General features: G+C 53.3%; 18 protein-coding genes. 13 read left to right on the forward strand and 5 right to left on the reverse strand.

The genetic code is table 11. The annotated features are described in order from the left end of the window. Positions 1–39: 39 nt before the first annotated feature. On the reverse strand, positions 40–912 hold the full coding sequence (locus A3193_RS12335) for a LysR family transcriptional regulator (protein WP_069003922.1): 873 nt from the start codon (positions 910–912) through the stop codon (positions 40–42). Positions 913–1,165: 253 nt separating this feature from the next. On the opposite strand from A3193_RS12335, the gene A3193_RS12340 reads away from it, so the two are divergent. From A3193_RS12340 to moaA, 12 genes are all read left to right on the forward strand, one after another. Then, complete coding sequence (locus A3193_RS12340; RefSeq protein WP_069004154.1) at positions 1,166–3,151, forward strand: SLC13 family permease; 1,986 nt, start codon at positions 1,166–1,168, stop codon at positions 3,149–3,151. A 421-nt stretch (positions 3,152–3,572) separates the two neighbouring features. Continuing rightward, entirely contained in the window at positions 3,573–4,013 is a 441-nt protein-coding gene (locus A3193_RS12345; RefSeq protein ID WP_069003921.1) for a hypothetical protein, read from the forward strand. Between the two features lie 157 nt (positions 4,014–4,170). Continuing rightward, positions 4,171–6,102, forward strand: a complete 1,932-nt coding sequence (locus tag A3193_RS12350) for a type IV pili methyl-accepting chemotaxis transducer N-terminal domain-containing protein (RefSeq protein WP_069003920.1) — start codon at positions 4,171–4,173, stop codon at positions 6,100–6,102. After that, positions 6,095–6,754, forward strand: coding sequence for a two-component system response regulator NarL (gene narL / locus A3193_RS12355; protein ID WP_069003919.1), 660 nt, complete (start codon positions 6,095–6,097; stop codon positions 6,752–6,754). Before A3193_RS12350 ends, narL begins: the two co-directional genes overlap by 8 nt. 337 nt (positions 6,755–7,091) lie before the next feature. After that, positions 7,092–7,562 carry a ferredoxin-type protein NapF gene (gene napF, locus A3193_RS21095; protein WP_235615038.1) on the forward strand — a complete coding sequence of 157 codons (471 nt, stop codon included), beginning with the start codon at positions 7,092–7,094 and terminating at the stop codon, positions 7,560–7,562. Between the two features lie 27 nt (positions 7,563–7,589). Beyond that, on the forward strand, positions 7,590–7,859 hold the full coding sequence (locus tag A3193_RS12365) for a chaperone NapD (protein ID WP_068990464.1): 270 nt from the start codon (positions 7,590–7,592) through the stop codon (positions 7,857–7,859). After that, on the forward strand, positions 7,846–10,416 hold the full coding sequence (gene napA, locus A3193_RS12370) for a nitrate reductase catalytic subunit NapA (RefSeq protein WP_069003917.1): 2,571 nt from the start codon (positions 7,846–7,848) through the stop codon (positions 10,414–10,416). The genes A3193_RS12365 and napA overlap by 14 nt, the downstream gene beginning before the upstream one ends. Before the next feature lie 112 nt (positions 10,417–10,528). After that, on the forward strand, positions 10,529–11,386 hold the full coding sequence (napG, locus tag A3193_RS12375; RefSeq protein WP_069003916.1) for a ferredoxin-type protein NapG: 858 nt from the start codon (positions 10,529–10,531) through the stop codon (positions 11,384–11,386). Between the two features lies 1 nt (position 11,387). After that, complete coding sequence (gene napH, locus A3193_RS12380) at positions 11,388–12,296, forward strand: quinol dehydrogenase ferredoxin subunit NapH (RefSeq protein ID WP_069014989.1); 909 nt, start codon at positions 11,388–11,390, stop codon at positions 12,294–12,296. A gap of 51 nt (positions 12,297–12,347) precedes the next feature. Beyond that, positions 12,348–12,773: a nitrate reductase cytochrome c-type subunit gene (locus A3193_RS12385; RefSeq protein WP_083218222.1), complete on the forward strand. Its 426-nt coding sequence runs from the start codon at positions 12,348–12,350 to the stop codon at positions 12,771–12,773. Positions 12,774–12,848: 75 nt separating this feature from the next. Then, positions 12,849–13,421 carry a NapC/NirT family cytochrome c gene (locus A3193_RS12390; RefSeq protein WP_069003914.1) on the forward strand — a complete coding sequence of 191 codons (573 nt, stop codon included), beginning with the start codon at positions 12,849–12,851 and terminating at the stop codon, positions 13,419–13,421. A gap of 74 nt (positions 13,422–13,495) precedes the next feature. Beyond that, positions 13,496–14,470: a GTP 3',8-cyclase MoaA gene (moaA, locus tag A3193_RS12395; protein ID WP_069003913.1), complete on the forward strand. Its 975-nt coding sequence runs from the start codon at positions 13,496–13,498 to the stop codon at positions 14,468–14,470. A gap of 78 nt (positions 14,471–14,548) precedes the next feature. Here moaA and A3193_RS20660 read toward each other — a convergent pair whose 3' ends face one another. From A3193_RS20660 to A3193_RS12415, 4 genes are all read right to left on the reverse strand, one after another. After that, complete coding sequence (locus A3193_RS20660; RefSeq protein ID WP_069003912.1) at positions 14,549–16,267, reverse strand: InlB B-repeat-containing protein; 1,719 nt, start codon at positions 16,265–16,267, stop codon at positions 14,549–14,551. 23 nt (positions 16,268–16,290) lie between these two features. Next, on the reverse strand, positions 16,291–16,749 hold the full coding sequence (locus A3193_RS12405) for a thioredoxin domain-containing protein (protein WP_139116907.1): 459 nt from the start codon (positions 16,747–16,749) through the stop codon (positions 16,291–16,293). Positions 16,750–16,918: 169 nt separating this feature from the next. Beyond that, the gene (locus A3193_RS12410) at positions 16,919–18,748 is read right to left on the reverse strand and encodes a cyclic nucleotide-binding domain-containing protein (RefSeq protein ID WP_069014990.1); all 1,830 of its coding nucleotides are present in this window, start codon (positions 18,746–18,748) and stop codon (positions 16,919–16,921) included. A gap of 202 nt (positions 18,749–18,950) precedes the next feature. Continuing rightward, positions 18,951–19,406 carry a DUF4149 domain-containing protein gene (locus A3193_RS12415; protein ID WP_069003909.1) on the reverse strand — a complete coding sequence of 152 codons (456 nt, stop codon included), beginning with the start codon at positions 19,404–19,406 and terminating at the stop codon, positions 18,951–18,953. Between the two features lie 331 nt (positions 19,407–19,737). On the opposite strand from A3193_RS12415, the gene A3193_RS12420 reads away from it, so the two are divergent. After that, positions 19,738–20,907 carry an aspartate aminotransferase family protein gene (locus A3193_RS12420; RefSeq protein WP_069003908.1) on the forward strand — a complete coding sequence of 390 codons (1,170 nt, stop codon included), beginning with the start codon at positions 19,738–19,740 and terminating at the stop codon, positions 20,905–20,907. Positions 20,908–20,917: the final 10 nt, after the last annotated feature.

The raw sequence follows: 20,917 nt of genomic DNA on the forward strand, positions 1-20,917 counted from the left end.
GAAATATGGGCAGAGAATTCTGTCGCCTTGAACGATGGTTTAACTTCCGCGCAACAGAGAGATGAACGCTTCAGCCACATCGTTGTTCAGATTGGATCTTGTACGGGCAATCCACAGTGTCCGCTTGATCCTCAGACCCTGGATCTTGATGTGGTAGAGCGAGCCGTTCCGCAACCCGTCATCAACGGTGAATCTTGGCAGGAAACTGACATGCCGACCGTGTTGCAGCATCTCAACGATTGTATCGGTGGAACCCACCTCCATGGTCACCGGAAGACTACCGACTCCAATATCCTTGAGCGCCTTATCCAGGGTCAGACGCATTGAAGAGCGAGCCTCCCTGAGCACATAGTGAAGTTTTTCCAGATCGGTCACCGGCAGCAATCCACAATCCCAGAGGGGATGGTCAGGGCCGCAGACCAGTACCAACTCATCGTCAAGCCACTTCTGTACCAGGATGTCAGGATGATCCGGAGCCTGTTCCAGCAGCGCAAGATCGGACAATCCGGTTGCCAGGCGTCGCTGAATCCGTCGCGAATAGCCCATGCGACTCTCGATGTTGTATTGGGGATAGAGTTCGGCGAACCTGAGCAAAAGATCGGGCAGCATATGCTCACCGATGGCAAAGTTCACTTCAAGACGCAAGCGGTTCTGCCCGCTGGAGAGGGAGTTGAGATCATCCAGCAGACTGAACTGGTGATCGAGTACCAGACAGGCATACTCATAGACTTTTTCACCTGCCGGGGTCAGCTCCAGGCGTCTCCCTTCACGATGCATCAGGGCCACCCCATAGCAGGTATCCAAACTGCGCAGCCGCTTGGTCACCGCAGGTTGCCCCACATGCAGGACTTGAGCGGCCGGTGAGACACCACCCCGCTCAACCACCTCTTTCAGGGTAGCCAGGCTATTCATGTCAGGCAGGCTTATATATTCCATATTGGAATATTAAAACATTTTTATTTATTTGTATAGATTGCTCGAAAAAGGCAATATGCCCCCACTTTCGCTGGCTGGTATAGCGAATAGACCTGCCCCGGGACTTCTTTGTCTTTGCAGTAAAATTTCCAATCAGGAATGAACCGAACCAACAGAACGGCAACAGGCTGTCTGTTGTATCGCTATTTCAGCCGGCTGACAAACGACCAATCTCATGGAGTATTATCAAGTGAACGCGTTGCCGAATACCCTGCAACTGACCCCGGAAAGGAACCGCCTATCGATCAAACAGCTGGTTGCCGGAGGCATCTTCCTGGTGATCGCCCTGGTGCTGACAAACCTGGTGCCGACCATCGAGATCGCCTGGGTCAGTGTAATTCTGCTGCTTACCATCTACCTGTTTGCGTTTGAAGTTGTCGCCGTGGATGTGGCAGCCGCCAGTATCATGGTAGTGCTCGGCCTGACCAGTCTTCTGGCACCCTTTATGGGGCTTGAGCAGGGACTGGTGAACAATCAGCACCTGTTCGACGGTTTCTCCTCCAATGCCGTGATCTCGATCATCGCAGTCATGATCATCGGCGCCGGACTGGACAAGACCGGTATCATGGGCAGCGTCGCCGCTTTCATTCTGAAGATCGGCGGCACCACCGAGAGTCGCATCATTCCGATCATCTCCGCCACCGTCGGATTTATCTCTTCGTTCATGCAGAACGTCGGTGCGGCCGCCCTGTTTCTGCCGGTAGTCTCCCGGATCTCCGCCCGCTCGGGACTGCCCATGTCTCGCCTGCTGATGCCGATGGGTTTCACCGCCATCTTGGGCGGCACCATGACCATGGTTGGCTCCAGTCCGCTGATTCTGTTGAATGATCTGATTCTGACTTCCAACAAGGCGCTGCCTGAATCCCAACAGATGGAGACCTGGGGACTCTTCTCCGTGACCCCGATCGGCGTCGCCCTGATCCTCACCGGGATCCTCTATTTCGTCATCGCCGGTCGTTTTGTGCTGCCTAAAACCAAGAGTGAAAGCAGTACCAGCGGTACTGACCCAATGCAGTACTTTCAGGATGTCTATGGACTCTCCTACCATCTCTCCGAAATGGTGGTCACCGATGAGAGCAGTCTGATCGGTAAAGAACTCGATGAAGTGGAGACCCTCTACCGGGTGCGGATCATTGCCACCAAGATCTCCGGCGAAGCCAATCGGATCGGCCCGGGCGCCCTGGCCCGTGATGTAGCGATCCAGTCGGGCATGGTACTGGGTGTGGTTGCCGATCCGGAATCTCTGAACAACTTTGTCTCTACCTTCAATCTGAAGAAGCGCGACACGCTGCGTACTTTCTCCGGTGATCTCTCTGCCAACAAGGCCGGTATCGCCGAGGTAGTCATTCCTCCCAGCTCCTCGCTGATCGGTAAAAGCGCCCGGGATGTCTGGATGCGTAAAACCTACGGTTTGGCGATGATCGGTCTGCACCGCAATGGCGAAACCATGCGGGAAGGCGAGGATATCCGCAACATGCCTTTCATGGCAGGTGACACCCTGGTGGTCCACACCCCCTGGGATGTACTGCCAAGAATCGAAAAAGATAAGAACTTTGTCGTGGTAACCACGGAATATCCCCATGAAGAGTTGCGTCCGCACAAGATCGGATGGGCGATGCTGTTTTTCGGTATTGCCCTGTCGATGGTTCTGTTTACCGACATCCGTCTCTCCGTCGCCCTGCTGACCGGCGCCATGGGCATGGTGCTCTCCGGGGTACTCAATATCGAAGAGGCCTACGAGGCGGTCAGCTGGAAAACCGTTTTCCTCCTCGCCTCGTTGATTCCGCTGGGTCTGGCGGTGGAAACCACGGGAACCGCAAAATGGATCGCTGAGCAGGTGCTGTTTGTGGTTGGGGATATGCCGATCTGGGTGATACAGCTCGCCGTCGCCATCCTGGCTACTTTCTTCACCCTGGTAATGTCCAATGTGGGAGCGACCGTACTGCTGGTTCCCCTGGCGGTTAACATCGCCATCGGCGCCGGCGCCAATCCGGCTGTTTTTGCACTTACCGTGGCAATTGCGACCTCCAACTCATTTCTCATTCCCACCCATCAGGTGAATGCCCTGATCATGGGTCCGGCGGGTTATCGGGTCGCGGATTTTATGCGTGCCGGCGGTATCATGACCGTACTCTTCCTGACGGTCATGATGTTGGTGATGAACCTGGTTTTCTAAAACGGCGATTCCATTTACCGGCATCTTATTCAGCGCAACGGCCGTCCTACAGCAAGCTACCAAACAGGCTGCAGGACGGCTCACTGCGTTCTCTCTTTTGATCATCCAAAGATTGGAGCTGGCAAACACTTTCCCTGTGCAGGGACGTTCCACAACCTGGATAATCGAAGGTTGCAGCAAATTGTCACCAAGTCAGGCCAGCCTCTCCTGATGAAAAATTAAACAACAATCAAATCAAGGCCGGATTTGTTGCCGCACAAGAATTAAAGTAGTATTGCGGCGTCTCAATTAACAAGTATCTTACAATCTCCTGTATCGAAGAATCTCCTGTATCGTAGAATCTCGCAGCATAGAAATCAGCCGGTCATGGTAGACTCTATTGTGAGAGTTTTAGTTTTATTGCAGAGCACCGCAACGGCACATGTCAGATACTCGAGTCATCAAACGCTATAATGCTTACTACAAAGGCTGGTGCCTGGCGTTTGGTGAACATACAGCGGATTACGATGATGTGCGGGATATCAGCTGGCTGTTTGGTGAGCAGCGGATGGGATTGATTCTCTCGACCAATCTGCTTAAACGTGCACAGCATGAACTACTCGGCCACCAGTCGATTCCAGAGCTTTTACTAAGCGACCAATCGGTTGCCTTCAACAGCTTCGACTTCTCCCTGCAGGATCAGATCGATCTGCACAACATCCAGAAGTTCAAAGAGTTTCTGCTGAACGGGGATGAGATGCACATGTTTCTGTGCAATCACCTGATCTATCCATCCAAGACCCGCATCCTTACATTTTCCACTCAGAAGCCTCTGATCATCATGTATAAAGAGATGCAACCATTGAAGCTGACTATTCAATAGTCCATAGACCCGACACCAATTCCAGATCAATTCGCAGACCATCAAACTCTGATACCCTGCTTCCAACACATTTTCAATCAGCGTTTAGAATTACCCTATCGAACGATAGATATTGTGACCGGGAAGGCTATGAATTCGCCCGGTAGGAGACCATGAAGTGAAACACTCATTGCTACTCCGCTTTGGAACTGTCATCACCATACTGTTCATCCTGGCGCTCTCCGGGATGATCAGTTCGATGATTATTGCAGAGACAGCTGAAGGCTATGCGGCCGCAATCAATCAGGCTGGCACCTTACGCATGCAGTCATACCGCATTGCCAGCAGTCTGGTACACGGCAATCCAAACGGCAATCGCCCAGACAACAGGTCCAGACTGCTGGTGGATGAGTACAATCAGCGTATTCACAGCCCGCGTATTCACGATGTCCTGGCCAAAGGTGCGGGAGATGAGGTCAACAACACCTACCATCGCGTTGAGAGTCAGTGGCGACGGCTGATGTTACCCAATCTCAACAACTACCTGATGATGACTGAAACATTGGATTCCACGGCCCGGGTGACTAAAAAAATCGAGATCAGTCGACAGACCTATCTCTCGCTGGTAGACGGTTTCGTGGATGACATACACAGTTTCGTTGAAGCCTTGGAGATTGAAGCGGAACAGAAAAACGAGCAGCTCCGTCTGATCCAGATCATACTGCTGAGCTTCACTTTTCTGGTTGCCCTGGTAAGTCTCTACCTGACAAAAATTTCCGTTCTGAATCCCCTGCGCAATCTACTCGCCTGTGCCAAGGCGGTGCGTCACGGTGATTTTTCAGTAAGAAGCCGCTTTTTAAGCGAAGATGAACTGGGTCAGCTAAGCCATGCTTTCAATCTGATGGCAGACAACCTGTCTGTGATCTATTCAGATCTGGAAGACCGCGTGGAAGAGAAAACCCAGGATCTGGAACAGAGTAATCGCACCCTCGAACTGCTCTACTCGACAACCAAACGATTGAGTGATTCATCCCTCAACGAGCAGGTTCTGATTGCCGTGATTCACGATATCGAAGCCCTGCTCGGAGTCAGCAACGGGACGATCTGCCTGGGTCAGCCCGGAGACCACCAGGCCTATCGGTACGCCTCGACCAGGAATCAGGATATCCTGCTCAACGACCACAAGGATGGCCAATGCGCGATGTGTCTTGGGGATGGGGAAACCCACAGATTTCAGACCTGTGATCCAACCACCGGAAAGCGGATCAACATCTTTTCAACCCCGATTCGGGATAAAGCCCAGTACTACGGTATTCTGATGGTCGAACTGCAGACATCACAGGAGCTCGAGGATTGGCAGGCACGCCTGCTGGAAACCGTTGCCAGTCACATCGGCCTGGCGATCTCGGTCACTCAGCAGGATATCCAAAACCGTAAAATGTCCCTGATGGAAGAACGCAGCGTCATAGCCAGAGAACTGCACGATTCGATCGCCCAATCACTCTCCTATCTGAAGATTCAGGTGGCGCGCCTCGAAAAAGCCCTGAATGATGACCTGCCGAAAGAGGATGTACTGCAGATCAGTTCCGTATTGAGGTCGGCACTGAATGGCGCCTATCGACAGCTGAGAGAGCTGCTCACCACCTTCCGACTCAGGGTTACCGATGCCAATCTCGGCAGACTGATCAATCAGACCGTGGATGAGTTTACCAATCGCTCCGGTATTCCGATTGAATTCATCAATACCCTGGGTAACTGCCAATTTACACCAAATGCCGAGATACATATCATTCAAATCATTCGAGAAGCGCTCTCCAACGTGATACGCCATGCGAATGCCACCGAAGCAAGAGTGAGTATGGATTGCGACCATCAGGGTCTGGTGACAGTCAACATCGAGGACAACGGCATTGGCATAGATGGTGAAGGTGATATGATGCAACACTATGGACTGCCGATCATGAAAGAGCGGGCGGAACATTTGGGTGGCGAACTACGCATCAATGAGTCACCGATAGGCGGAACACAGATCAATCTTGTTTTCACGATTGCTGATATCTCAAACCGGGAATCACAACGCCTTTTTACCGAGCAATTGAAAGATGCCTGAACAACACTACACCCTGCTGGCAATTGACGATCACCCACTTTTCAGAAAAGGTGTCTCCGATCTGATCGATATGGATCCAAGTCTTGAACTGATCGGTGAAGCGGCCAACGGCGAGGACGGCCTGGTGCTGGCGCGGGAGTTCAATCCGGACCTGATACTGCTCGACATCAATATGAAGGGCACCAACGGCCTTGAAACCCTGAAGGCGATCAAGAGCTTTCAACTCGATTCCCGTATTCTGATGCTCACTGTCTCAGATAATGAAGAGGATGTGCTCGCGGCACTGAAAAATGGCGCAGATGGCTATCTGTTGAAGGATATGGAGCCGGAAGATATTCTCAAATCGATCCGCAAGGCGGTTGAGGGCACCGTGGTCATCAGCGACCATTTGACCCAACTGCTGGCAAAAGCGCTGCGTGAGGACGATAGACTGGATACTCAATCCACCATGCCGGATCTCACCTCAAGGGAAAAGGAGATTCTTCAGCACATTGCCCAGGGACTGAGCAATAAACAGATCGCTACCAACCTTGCCATCTCAGAAGGCACTGTCAAAGTGCATGTCAAACATCTGCTGAAAAAGCTCAATCTCCACTCCAGAACCGAGGCGGCCGTTTGGGCCCTCAACCAGGGAAAAAAACCTTCCAGCTGAACCTCTCTCCAGGGCTTGTTCAAATCAAACGCGATCCCCGCAATCGATATTCCATCCCTACCGCCAGTTATTACCCATAACGAATTAGCGGCTACTCACATTGAGGTATTCATTCCTACCAATATATTGGTAAGTTACTGTTTTTTATTATTTTTTTCTTAAGATTTCGTATTGTTTCTTGATCCGAATCAAAGCAGTATTAAGGGCCTGGTGAAACACTTTCAGAAGCAAAAACATTGCGCCTCATAAAGGCCAATCAAATTCGACTGAACTCTATCAACCGAGGTCGCGACTGTTGTCAAGAAACATCGACAGATCACAGTTTTTACGTGGTGACTTGCGCGGTCGACAAAGCGAGATACGACCACCCTGGTCGCAATCTGAAAGCAGCTTTACTGAACTTTGCGAACGCTGCAACGACTGCATTGGAGCCTGCCCCCAGAAGATCATTACGCTGGGTTCTGCCGGTTTTCCAAAAATCGATTTCTCTGTCGCCCAGTGCACATTTTGCGGCGATTGCGTAAAGGCCTGCAAACACCAGGCTCTGGGCTTTGACAGCGATCCGAACATGGCACCCTGGCACCTCGAACTGAGTATCGAAAAGAGCTGCCTGTCGCAAAACGGCGTGGTCTGCAGAAGCTGTGGCGATATCTGCGAAGAGGCTGCCATCTGCTTCAAGCTTGCTACCAGGGGGCGTTCCCTGCCACAGGTTGATCAGCAAAAGTGTAATAGCTGTGGAGCCTGTATTTCAGTTTGCCCCAGTCATTCCATTTCCATTTTGCCAGGCACACAGACCCAAGCGGCCTGACAGACCAATGCGAGGAATAAGCCATACATGAATATATGCAGCCTGATTGTCTATACGAAACCCGACCATGGCCCACAGGTCTCCAAACGTCTAACGCAATACCAAGGTGTGGAAGTCCACGGTGGAATGATAGAGGACAAACTGATTGTTACCGTGGAAGACGAGGGTGAATCCATGTCACCGGTTTCAGACACTATGAATGAACTGCGCAATGTGGATGGCGTGGTGAGCACAACTTTGATTTATCACTATGGCGGTGAAGAGTCGATGGAGGAAATGAACCGTGAAATTAACTAGAAGAGATTTTATAAAAAGCAATGCTGTAGCAGCCGCCGCATCCGTGGCCGGCGTCACCCTTCCTGTGTCCAGCGCCGTTGCTGCCGATGCAGATGATGGCATCCGTTGGGACAAAGCGGCCTGCCGCTACTGCGGTACCGGTTGCAGTGTTTTGATGGGAGTCAAAGACGGTAAGGTCGTCGCCAGTCAGGGCGATCCGGATGCACCGGTCAACAAGGGCCTGAACTGTATCAAGGGTTACTTTCTGCCGAAGATCCTCTACGGAGAGGATCGTCTGACCAAACCGTTGCTGAGAAAGACCAACGGCAAATATGACAAAAACGGCAAGTTTGAGGCCGTCAGCTGGGAAGAGGCTTTCCAGACCATGGCTGATAAATGGGTTGCCGCACGTAAGGCCAAAGGGCCCAAGGGTGTGGGCATGTTCGGCTCAGGTCAGTGGACCGTATGGGAAGGCTATGCCGCACAGAAACTGCTGAAGGCAGGATTCCGCTCCAACAGTCTGGAACCCAATGCACGCCACTGTATGGCTTCTGCCGTGGGCGCTTTCATGCGCGCTTTCGGTATCGATGAGCCGATGGGCTGCTATGACGATCTGGAACACGCCGATGTATTCGTGCTCTGGGGCGCCAACATGGCGGAGATGCATCCGATTCTCTGGTCCCGCCTCACCGATACCCGTCTGACCAAACCCGGTTGTGAAGTCCATGTACTCTCAACCTTCGAGCATCGCTGCTACGAGCTGGCTGATAACGGCATGATCTTTGAGCCCCAGACCGATCTGGCGATCCTCAACTACATTGCCAACTACATCATTCAGAACAAGGCTTATAACAAGGAGTTTATCGACAAGCACGTCAATTTCACCAAGACGCCAACCGATATCGGTTATGGTCTGCGTGCCAGTGATCCACGCGAGAAGGCGGCGAAAAATCGCAATAAGGGCAAGCTCTCCAAGATCAGTTTCGAAGAGTATGCCAAATCGGTTGAGCCCTACACCCTGGAGTACACCTCAAAACTCTCCAAGGTTCCGAAGGATCAGCTGCTGAAACTGGCCAAGGCCTATGCGGATCCGAATAAGAAGGTCTCCTCTTACTGGACCATGGGCTTCAACCAGCACACCCGCGGCGTCTGGGTCAACGGCCTCTGCTACAACGTCCATCTGCTGATGGGTAAGATCGCCGAGCCGGGCAACAGTCCCTTCTCCCTCACCGGTCAGCCATCCGCCTGCGGCACCGCCCGCGAGGTTGGTACCTTTACTCACAGGTTGCCCGCAGACCTGGTGACCAAGAAGGATGCCCACTGTAAGTTCGCGGAGAAGACCTGGAAGCTGCCTGCCGGAACCATTCCCCGGGCCAATGGTAAAACCGATGGCGCTGACCAGACCGATATCAGTGGCAAACCCATGGGCAAGACACTGATCCATGCGGTCGCCATGCATCGGGCACTCAACGACGGCAAGATGAATACCTTCTGGGTCATGTGTAACAACAACATGCAGGCCGCCGCCAACATGAATGACGAGAGTTATCCCGGTTGGCGCAATCCGGACAACTTCATCACTGTATCCGACCCCTATCCAACCGTATCGGCCCAGGCAGCGGATCTGATCCTGCCCACCGCGATGTGGATCGAAAAGGAGGGTGCCTATGGCAACGCTGAGCGGCGTACCCAGTTCTGGCGCCAGCAGGTCGCTGCACCCGGCGAAGCGAAATCCGATGTATGGCAGGTCATGGAGTTCGCCAAGTACGTCAAAGTGAAAGATGTCTGGCCCGAAGATCTGATCGCCAAGATGCCTGAGTACGCCGACAAGACTCTGTTCGATGTGCTCTATGCCAACGGCCAGGTGGATAAGTTCCCGGTAGAGCAGGTCACTGACAGCCGGGGCAACAAGTATGAAAACGACGAGTCCAAAGACTTCGGTTTCTATGTGCAGAAAGGGCTGTTCGAAGAGTATCGCCTGTTCAACTCTGCGGAGGGGATCCCGAAGAAGGGCCACGAAATGGCCGACTTCGACGCCTACCACAAGGTGCGTGGCCTGCGTTGGCCGGTGATCGATGGCAAGGAGACCCTGTGGCGCTTCCGCGAAGGCTACGACCCCCATGTAGCCAAGGGTGAAGGGGTTAAATTCTATGGCAAGCCCGATGGCAGAGCCAACATCATTACCGCCCCCTATGAGCCCGCCGCCGAGCCGCCGGACAAAGAGTACGATCTGTGGCTCTGCACCGGACGTGTACTTGAGCACTGGCACTCTGGCTCCATGACCCGCCGGGTACCCGAGCTCTATCGTGCTGTTCCGGATGCGGTGGTCTACATGCATCCGAAAGATGCCAAGAAAAGGCGTCTGCGTAATGGTGCACTGGCCAAGCTCACCTCCCGTCGCGGCGAAATCGTCTGCAAGGTCGACACCAAAGGTAGAAACAAATGTCCCGAGGGACTGGTGTTCGTACCCTGGTTCGATGCGGGACGCCTGGTCAACAAGCTGACCCTCGACCAGACCGATCCGCTCTCGAAAGAGACGGATTACAAAAAGTGTGGTGTGAAGATCAGCCGGGCCTGATGGGCTGAAATCAGCAGAGGGGTGCGGCATGGCCGCACCCCCCGCTGCCCTCATCGGCTGTGGCGTTGCCACTGCTGAAAGCAAGTAAACTGAAAGCGTTTTTTTATTAGAGATGTCAGACAGCAAGGACAAAAACGAGCTCAACCGCAGACAGTTCCTGGGCAATATGCTCAAGACCGCCTGTGGGGTGGGATTGGTCGGACTGGGGTTGGGTGCCTATTCAAAGCGGGCCTCCACCATGCCAGCCAACTATATCCGTCCCCCCGGCGCCCTGCCGGAGGAGGATTTTCTCGGCGCCTGCATTCGCTGCGGCCTGTGTGTGCGTGACTGTCCCTACGATATTCTGTTTCTGGGTGAAGTGGGAGATGAAGTTGCCACCGGCACGCCCTATTTCATCGCCCGCACCGGACCTTGCGAAATGTGTGAGGATATTCCCTGTGTGGTTGCCTGCCCCACCAATGCCCTCGATCATGACTTGAAGGATATTGAAGAGTCCCGCATGGGGCTGGCAGTCCTGATCGACCAGGAAAACTGCATCGCCTTCCACGGACTGCGCTGTGAAGTCTGTTTCAACGTCTGCCCGATCCGTAACCGGGCCATCACCCTGGACATGCAGCATAACACCCGCTCAGGGAAACATGCCCTGTTCATCCCTGTCGTCCACTCCGATGCCTGCACCGGCTGTGGACTGTGTGAGCGGGCCTGCATCCTGGAGGAAGCGGCAATCAAAGTATTCCCCATGCACCTGGCTAAAGGTGAATTGGGCAAACACTACCGCCTCGGCTGGGAAGAGAAGGAGAAGGCCGGGGAAGCACTGGTCACGCCCGATACCGAGCACCGCTACAACCTGCCTGATGGGGTGCGGTACGACCTGCAGGGTGAGGGTTTGATCATCGATGGTGAGGCTGAAGAGACACCTTTCTCTTCAAATCCTCTGGATACACTCAATAGCGGATTCATGGACAAGTAGCATGGTGGATATGACGACATTGGGTGACGACGCCATCGCGGCCAAAGGCTGGTTGAAGTCCCACAAGTACCTGATCCTGAGACGAGTCAGTCAGCTCGGCATTCTCGCCCTGTTTCTCGCTGGGCCCTGGTTCGGCCTATGGATCGTCAAGGGTAATCTGGCATCCAGTCTGACCTTGGATCTACTGCCGCTTACCGACCCCTACGTGTTGTTGCAGGCGAGTCTATCCGGCGTGGTGCCTGAGACCGCTGCCATCATCGGCGTGGTGATCGTGCTGGCGTTCTATTTTCTAGTCGGTGGTCGGGTCTACTGCTCCTGGGTCTGCCCGGTCAACATGGTGACCGACCTGGCCGCCTGGCTGCGACGAAAACTGGGTATCAGAAGTAACTCCCAGTTCTCCCGCAGCACACGCTATTGGATGTTGGCCTTGACCCTGATCCTGCCGCTGCTGGTTACCGGCGGCATCATCTGGGAACTGGTCAATCCGGTCTCCATGATGTTCCGGGGAATCGTCTTCGGCATGGGGGCTGCCTGGGTAATGGTTTTGGGCATCTTTCTGTTTGATCTGATCGTTGCCAAAGATGGCTGGTGCGGACATATCTGCCCGGTAGGCGCTTTCTACAATCTGGTGGGCAGTAAAAGTCCGCTCAGGGTCAATGCGCTTGAGCGCCAGGCCTGCAACGACTGCATGGAGTGTTATGTGGTCTGTCCCGAACCCCAGGTTATCAAACCGGCTCTGAAAGGTGAGAAGCAGGGGGCGACCCCGGTGATTCTCTCATCCGACTGTACCAATTGCGGGCGCTGTATCGATATCTGCGCCAAAGACGTTTTCAGTTATGGCGGTCGTCACGCCAAAAAAAATGACGGCTTGAAACGCGAAGGTGAAATCAGTCAGGGCGCTCAAGCCTGACTGGCAGTTCCAAACAATTTCTGAATCTAGAGAGTGATGATGGAGAAAGGTATGAAAAAGATCGCATTAAAAACCATTGCGGCACTAGCAGCCATATTCCTGTCCACAGCTGTCCTGGCCGATGTGCAATCCCTGCGGGGCGACAAGCTGGATACGATGGCGAAAAAACCCGCCAACATGAAGATTGTCAACATCAAAGGTGGCATTGAGCGCAGCTTCAAACTGCAGCCACCGATGGTGCCTCATGAAGTGGACAAGTATGAGATCAATCTGAAAATCAATGGCTGCATGAAGTGTCACAGCGAAGACACCTATGAGAAGGAGAAGGCACCCAAAGTCGGCGAAAGCCACTATATGGACCGGGATGGCAAGATGCTGAAGAGCCTCTCCAGCCGGCGCTACTTTTGTACCCAGTGCCATGCCGCTCAAATGGGCGCTGACCCACTGGTGCAAAACAACTTTCAAGGTGCCAAATAGGGGTTGGTCGGGTACCGCTCATCGAGCGGAGACCCAACCATTTGATGAGTAGTTGATCAATAATCTGGTGTAACAATGAGTGAGAGTAAAAAGCGTAGCGGACTGTTCCTGGTGGGTGTTGGCATCATTGCCGGTATCTTGCTCTGGGGTGGCTTCAACACAGCCATGGAGATGACCAACACGGAGGAGTTCTGTATCTCCTGCCACGAGATGGAAAACACCGTCTATCAGGAGCTTCAGGAGACGATCCATTTCACCAACCGGACCGGCGTACGCGCCACCTGTCCGGACTGTCATGTACCCAAAGAGTGGATACACAAGTTCGTACGTAAAATTCAGGCGACCAATGAGCTCTATCACAAAGTGATGGGCACCATCGACACGCCGGAGAAGTATGAAGCCAAACGTCTGGAACTGGCACAGAACGTCTGGCGCTCGATGAAAAAGACAGACTCACGGGAGTGTCGCAACTGTCACAAGTTCATCTCCATGGATCTGGACAAACAGGCACCGCGCAGCTCTGAACAGCACGACCCCCACTACTGGGATGCAGTGGACGGCAACGAGCCCCAGCAGACCTGTATCGACTGCCATAAAGGCATTGCCCATTCACTGCCCGAGGGTTTCGACCCGAATGCCAAATATTGACATTGATCGGCTGTTTTTGAATGATAAGCGGATGACTTGCAGGTAATTACAATACAACCAACCAAGAGGCAAGCATGTTAAACGACCCATTCGGAAGAAAGATCGATTATCTGCGCCTGTCTGTCACGGATCGCTGTGATTTCCGCTGCTTCTATTGTCTGCCCAAGAGTCATCGTGGTTTCGAAACGCCCGATGACTGGCTGACACCTGCCGAGACAGAACGTCTGGTCGCCCAATTCGCTGCGCTGGGTGTCAGGCATGTGAGGCTCACCGGCGGAGAACCCCTGGTACGCAAGGAGCTGACCGAGATCGCCTCGCGTATCGCCACGGTACCGGGAATAGAAGAGCTCTCCCTGAGTACCAATGCATCGCGTCTGGATCGGTTTGCCGAGCCCTTGAGCCAGGCCGGTGTGACACGACTCAATATCAGTCTCGACTCCCTCGATGAGGGCAAATTCAAGCAGATCACCGGCAGTCGTCTGCAACCGGTTCTGGCAGGCATCGAGGCAGCCAGCGCCACGGGCCTCTCACCGATCAAGATCAACATGGTGGTGATGCGTGGGCTCAACGACGATGAAGTCGAGAAGATGGTTGAGTACTGCCTGGCCCATAACCTGACACTGCGCTTTATCGAAACCATGCCGGTGGGAGAAGGCGGACAGGCGGCAACTGAGCGCTACATTCCCCTCACTGAGATCGAAGCCCGCCTGCGCCGACGCTACAAACTGCAAACCGCGGCCATGCAAGGCAGCGGACCGGCCCGCTACTTCCAGGTCGACGACACGGGCCTGGTGATCGGCTTCATCACCCCCCAGTCACAACACTTCTGCGAAACCTGCAACCGGGTTAGGGTATCCGTGAGCGGCGATCTGCATCTCTGTCTCGGACAGGAGGACAAACTGGCGTTACGCCCCCTACTCCGTCAGGGAGCCTCGGATGAGGTTCTGCAACAGGCGATCCGCGCCGCCATAGCCCGTAAGCCGGAACGGCACCATTTCAACGAAACCCCAACGGCCATCATTCGCCCCATGTCAGCCTTGGGCGGCTGATCCTCAGAGCTTGTGTCGACCGGGCAACTTCTGCAGGCTTTTGCCCGCTGATGGATTCCAGCACTGGGATCAAGCCGATCAATTGCGAAACGTCGCTGTGATTGCAGACTCATTGCCGGAAGGGCAATTCGAGCTCCCATCGGTCCAACTCCATTGCTCCACACCTGACATCGAGATGGGGGGATTCCAATCGATGGTGAGTTCGGTCCTCTCCTGGGTTGTGGTACCAAGATGTTCAGGATAACTCCCTGAATAGAGAAGCGTGTTGCCTTCCACACTACCCTGAAGCACATTCGTCGCTACACCAAGAAAGCCTCTGAGGGTGACATTTTGCCCCTCCTGATCAATGTCGATGGTGTAGTTATCGGCGATGCCCACCTCTCCTCGACAGTCACCGGTCGCCGCCGTCACCTCTGTGCGGAAATCCCACTCCCCAGTCAGATCACAGAGATCTCCCACCCCATCCCCATCGGTATCGAGTTGATCGGCATTCGCCACAACCGGGCAGTTGTCAGTAGTGTCACCAACGCCATCTGCATCGCTGTCCAGTTCGGTAAAACTTACCGAACAGCTCTTGTTCCCATCCAATACCAGCGCCGCCACGTTGCTGGTTGCTGCAGCGCAGTCTCCCCCCCAACTCGAAAACACATAACCCGTGTCCGCTGTCGCGGTAAGAGTGACCGGACTGGCACTTTGCGCAAATTCGGCACTGCAGGTAGCACCACAATTCAATGCGTTGCCGGCACTGGTCACGGTACCGTTTTCCGGTGCACTAACAGTGACCGTGTATTGGGTCTCGCTATCAGCTATAAAACTGGCGCCACAAGTCGTATCACTGGTGATGGTAAGGGTGACCGATGCACCGTTACCGCTGCAGTTTTCATCATCGCCGGACCAGCCGCCAAACTGGTAACCTCCATCAAGGTTATAGAAAAGCTCAACCTGCGTTTGCGCGGGAATAGTGGCGGAACACGTACCCGGGCAGTTGATGGCACCGGAGATGCTGGCGATGCTGCCACCTTCGACTGGCTCGGGCACGGTGAGGGTATAATCGGTCACAGTTACCGCTTCAAACAAGGCGCTGCAACTTAATGCCATGGGATCGATTGACCCACCCAAGTCAAATGCTTGCAGCACATCACTGCCGCTACAGTCGCCTTGCCAACCTACGAATGAATAACCCGCATAGGGTACTGCCTGCAGATCCACACTGCGTCGTTTTTGAACTGTGCCATTCCCCGAATAGAGCGCATCGGCAACCCTATGCTCACAGGAAGCGGATGCCAATTCACCGTCACAAACCCGACCTCCCGGATCAGCGACGATCTTTCCTCCCGTTGAGACTGTCAACGACAATGGCATACCCTCCTCATTCTCAAGCGGTACAAACACCACCGTCACCGAGATGGCATCGCCTGAGTTAACCTCGAATACAATCCGCTCATCGGCAAGCCCTTCCGATGACGCTTCTGCATCGAGCTTGTAATCGATATCGGGATTTGCAACCAGAACTTGTGTAATCTCATCACTTTCACTGCCCAACTCAAAGGTATAGTTTTCACTGCAGTCGCCGGGGCAGTCGATTCCACTGGTGGTTGTTACCCTTCCATCGCCAGTCAGAATGACCTCAATACCTCCCACCGGATAGACCTCATCACCCGAACGATCATTCCCACCACCGGAACCGAGAATACTCAACACACCAATACAAGAAACCACAGTGAACAACACCAATCTGAGACCCGTGACTTTTTCTGTGGATGGCTTGTTCATGGCAATGTGATATTGATCAAGCATATGTAACTGCTCTTGGAAAAAAATCAGTGGACAGAGCTATCTTCTGATAGTTGCTCAGTTGTGTGGAAATAACCCAGTAACAGCCATGCCCCAGCAGCGCCCAGTAAACAGGCAGCCAGATCCATTAAGCTGAAGGTTCCAGTTTTAAGGTAATCCTGCAGATTCAATAACTCAGGCAAATGGTCAAGGATCGAATCTGGCAATGCCTGACCTGCCTCAAAGACGGCATTGACACTGCCCCATAAGCAGCAGGAAAAGCAGGCGTAGTGAACACCTAATACCAGAGCTGTGACGATCGAAAAGGCAAACACATGAATAAAAGTCGGCAACCAGCCGATCAGCGATTGGAGCATGGAATCATCGGTTATGGGTGTGCGCTCAGGTAAGTAAGCAAGAAATACGACGCCATCCGGTGCACGAAAAAGCCAATAGTAGAGGACACCAAGAAACAGTGCCGAGCCTGCAAACAGCAGCAGTTTCAAACTCGCGGCGTATCTTTCCAACATCATGTCAAATTAATTAAGCGGTGATTATTTGCCTTTTCCCATCAAGATTAGTACCCCACTTCATGTAGTTCAATAATCTACCGGACAGCGGTGGATGAGGCTCATACAACCTAGACGAAAGGCCTGATTGCCCAGGAAGAACAGATCAAACCTCCAGAGTCTTGAAGAAGATCGCCGTGAGAAAGCCGCACAAGGTCGACATCCCCACCACCGAGCCTCCCTTGAAGTAGGCCTCAGGCAACATGGTCTCGGCAATCATGGTCAGCATCGCCCCCGCTGCCACACCTTCCACAAAGGCGAACAGGGCTGGTGAGGCATTGACAAAAAAGATGTTACCCATCGCCGCCCCCACCCCGGTCAGGAGCATCAGTGAAAACCACATCAAGAAGATTCTTCTGAATTTGAACCCCTGCTCTTTCATGCCGCAGGAACTGGAGAGTGCCTCCGGAAAGTTGGCCAGAAAGAGACCGGCAATCAGTGAGATACTGACCCCCGCATTGATCAGGCTGGAGCCGATCACAAGTGACTCAGGTATACCGTCAAGGGTAAGGCCCAGCCAGATCGCCAGTGGCGCCGCTTTGTTGGCATGCAGATCCCTGGCAACATCCGCAGCAGAGGGTAACTCTTCACCGGTATCGATGCACCTGAGTGCTTGTCTGGTCCAGCGCTGGGACTGTTCACTGTTCAGGTGCCTGCTCTGCAGATAGTCCCTTGCACCACCCATCTGGATAAACTCACGATAGCGTTCCGCCAAAACCGGCGCACTGCCCAGCAGTGAGTAAAAATCTCGTCGACGCAACTCCCACAGACCAATATTCTCCGCCGCCACGGCCGTCACAGAATGGCGGGCACCGGTGAGCAGTGAGAAGGTACCGAAAGCGTCATTGGCGTGCAGCACCACCGTCTTTTGCAACGGAGTTTCCGGATCGATCAGATTGACTTCACCGGTATCGAGTATGAACAGACGATCAGCACGGGTATGTTGAAGAAACAGGGTATCGCCACGCTGATAGCGTTTGTAAATCAAGGCTCGTCCGATCAGTATCTGCTCCTCTTCAGGCAATTCAGAGAGCATTGGCAGACGCTTGATCTGATTGAAACGTTCCAATATCTCAGCGCTATTACGGTTGACTTCAACCGCCGGGGGTACCACACCACGACGAATCAGTTGCCGGACCGCCTGGTCGGTCCAGCGCTCTATTTCATCGGTCGTCAACAGATGCTGCTGTTCCAGGTAGTGCTGTAGCTCACCACTGCGCAGCAGCAGATGGACCTCCTGTTGAAAGTGAGGGGAATTGATCAGTAGCGTATCGATCGCATGTTTGGGTATCAGCCAGACTCGTGTTTCGCGACTGGCGACCGCATTCAGCGTATTCGGTGTCGAGGTCAAACAGGGATACCAGCCAAACACATCGTAACCCTGCAACTGAATCGTATTCTGCTCACCGGCTTCAGATCTGAACAGATCGACACCACCCTCATCGATGATATAGAAAGTATCCGCCGGATCCCCTTTACGGAAGATAGTCTCTCCCTTGTGAAAGGTAACCACTCGGACAGAAGGCGCAATAATCTTGAAATCATTGGTTGGCAGGTCATGAAACAGCTTCACCTGATGGATACGTGAGATGATCTGTTTAATCTGCTGATGCTGTTTACGGCGAAAATGGTAGATGGTGGTGGAGGCCTTACGCAGAAATCCACCATAGTCGTTGACCAATTGATTGAGCCCGATGAACAACAGCCCGCCAACCATGGCCCCGGCAGCCAGAGCATAAAAATGCCCCTCTTCGACCGCGGAAGCCACAAGATCGATGGTCAGCGCCGCCAGCAGGGCGCCACCGCCAAATGCCATGAGTATTGCTGTGGCACGGTCGCTGGGTTGCCAGAATTTTGCTGTAATCGCCCCCATGGGCAGCGATGAGGCACTGACGATCCCCAGGATAAAAGCCAACATCACCATTGAATCGAACAAACAGTCACCCTAAATTTTTATGAATTTGACGAAACGAAGGTGGTGGATAGCCGCCATGACTATGCTTAAGACTATCACTCATCAATGATGATAAAGAAGTGCCTGAGCCAAGGGTCACAAAAGTGTCATATGAGTCAGGCTTCGACGCCGCCTGCCCGGCGAATCGAGCAGACCGATTGCCTATGTAAAAAGCCTTGCGAAGTCAGGAGAAACCATACTTACCCATCGTTGCCAGCAGTGATACCACCATGCCGAGTATCAGATTCACCAGGATCAGTTGCCGAATCAACGAAATCGCCGCAACCGCCCTGGGCATGTCGTCGCCTTTCAAGGCAGTACCAAATTGATGATAGGGAATGGCATAGATGAAGATGAAGATTGCCGCCATCAGGGTGCCTACCATTGACATGAAACTGAGCCACCAACCGGTCTCACCCCCATATTGAGTAAACAGCATCCAGTAACCGGTGGCCAGAATCGTCACAACCGAACCCCATACCCAGGGAAAAAAACTATCGAACACCCTGAGCAGCAGAGGCAGTCGCTGATGAGGCTCCAATTGCTCATTCAGCACCGGACGCAGGACCACATGCGCGAAAAACATACCGCCAACCCAGACGATGACAGCCAACAGATGCAGTGTCAGGGCAATGGACATAGACCAAACTCCCAATCGATGAATATCTCTGTCACGATTAATCCGGCACCTTAGTAGGTTATCTTCAGGGCTTCAAGAGTGCCCTTGATCAAGACGTGACTCGCAAATAAGGATTGTTCAGAGAGACTCTATCATGGTGCCAATTGTGGATCATAGCGACCCCCTGACCCAGTGTATCGTGCCAGACAATTTGAAAAACTCTTATTGAATGGTAGACTAGTCGATTCCCCGACGATTGGGTCGATATGGATCGTTCCCATTCGCCGATCATAGGGGCTTAATTAAACCAGCGTCCTTTTTAGGATGCTTTTTTGTTTTATGGGGCTTGAGAATGGCCGACTCATTGATGACAACCTATCAACGACTGCCTGTCGCTTTCGAGCGGGGTGAAGGTGCCTGGCTGTGGGATACTGAGGGTAACCGCTATCTTGATGCGGTAACCGGTGTTGCGGTATGCGGACTCGGCCATGCCCATCCGGAAATCGCCAAGGCGTTGTGTGATCAAGCTTCCAGCCTGCTGCATACCTCGAATCTCTATCGCATACCACTGCAAGAGACACTGGGTGAGAGACTCTGCTCCCTCTCATCCATGGAGAAGGCGTTTTTCGCCAACTCCGGTGCGGAAGCGAACGAAGCGGCTATCAAAATAGCCCGGCTCTACGGCAACAAGCGCGAGATCAAGAATCCGGCCATTATCGTCATGGAACAGAGTTTTCATGGCAGAACGCTGGCTACCCTTTCTGCCACTGGCAATCGCAAGGTTCAGGCCGGTTTCGAGCCCCTGGTACAGGGTTTCATCAGAGTACCCTACGATGACATCGGAGCGATCGAGGAGATTGCACTGCACCAGAAAAATGTGGTTGCCGTACTGGTGGAGCCGGTACAGGGTGAAGGTGGTGTAAATATCCCGTCAGTGGATTACCTCAACCGGATCCGTGAAATCTGCGACCAGAACCAGTGGTTGATGATGCTGGATGAGATCCAGACCGGCATAGGTCGTACCGGCAAACTTTTCGCCCACCAGCATAATGGCATACTGCCCGACGTGATGACCCTGGCCAAAGGATTGGGCAATGGCATGCCGATCGGTGCCTGCCTGGCACGGGGTGAAGCGGCAAATATTCTCGCTCCCGGTAATCACGGCTCCACGTTTGGCGGCAATCCACTCGCCTGCCGGGTGGCTATGAGTGTGCTGGATGTGGTGGAGTCTCAACAACTGGCTGACAGAGCCGCCAAGCTGGGTCAACGTTTCCAGTCTGAGTTTGAAGCAAAACTGGCCGAGCTGCCCGGTGTCGCTTCGATTCGCAGCCATGGATTGATGGTCGGCATCGAACTCGAACGCCCATGCGCAGAACTGGTCGGCAAAGCACTTGAACAGAATCTACTCATCAATGTGACTGCAGGCAATGTGATTCGTCTGCTGCCACCGATGATCCTCAACGATGATGAGTGCAAACTGATTATCGACAAAGTCAGCGCCCTGGTTGCCGACTTTCTTTGATAGCCATTGC

The sequence above is a fragment of the Candidatus Thiodiazotropha endoloripes genome (genome assembly GCF_001708965.1).
GTDB classification, from domain to species: Bacteria; Pseudomonadota; Gammaproteobacteria; order Chromatiales; family Chromatiaceae; genus Thiodiazotropha; species Thiodiazotropha endoloripes.

Coding starts and splice junctions, on each gene's coding strand:
- A3193_RS12335 (WP_069003922.1), bottom strand. CDS start 912: ATGAATAGCCTGGCTACCCTGAAAGAGGTGGTTGAGCGGGGTGGTGTC.
- A3193_RS12345 (WP_069003921.1), top strand. CDS start 3,573: ATGTCAGATACTCGAGTCATCAAACGCTATAATGCTTACTACAAAGGC.
- narL (WP_069003919.1), top strand. CDS start 6,095: ATGCCTGAACAACACTACACCCTGCTGGCAATTGACGATCACCCACTT.
- A3193_RS12365 (WP_068990464.1), top strand. CDS start 7,590: ATGAATATATGCAGCCTGATTGTCTATACGAAACCCGACCATGGCCCA.
- napG (WP_069003916.1), top strand. CDS start 10,529: ATGTCAGACAGCAAGGACAAAAACGAGCTCAACCGCAGACAGTTCCTG.
- napH (WP_069014989.1), top strand. CDS start 11,388: ATGGTGGATATGACGACATTGGGTGACGACGCCATCGCGGCCAAAGGC.
- A3193_RS12385 (WP_083218222.1), top strand. CDS start 12,348: ATGAAAAAGATCGCATTAAAAACCATTGCGGCACTAGCAGCCATATTC.
- A3193_RS12390 (WP_069003914.1), top strand. CDS start 12,849: ATGAGTGAGAGTAAAAAGCGTAGCGGACTGTTCCTGGTGGGTGTTGGC.
- moaA (WP_069003913.1), top strand. CDS start 13,496: ATGTTAAACGACCCATTCGGAAGAAAGATCGATTATCTGCGCCTGTCT.
- A3193_RS20660 (WP_069003912.1), bottom strand. CDS start 16,267: ATGCTTGATCAATATCACATTGCCATGAACAAGCCATCCACAGAAAAA.
- A3193_RS12415 (WP_069003909.1), bottom strand. CDS start 19,406: ATGTCCATTGCCCTGACACTGCATCTGTTGGCTGTCATCGTCTGGGTT.
- A3193_RS12420 (WP_069003908.1), top strand. CDS start 19,738: ATGGCCGACTCATTGATGACAACCTATCAACGACTGCCTGTCGCTTTC.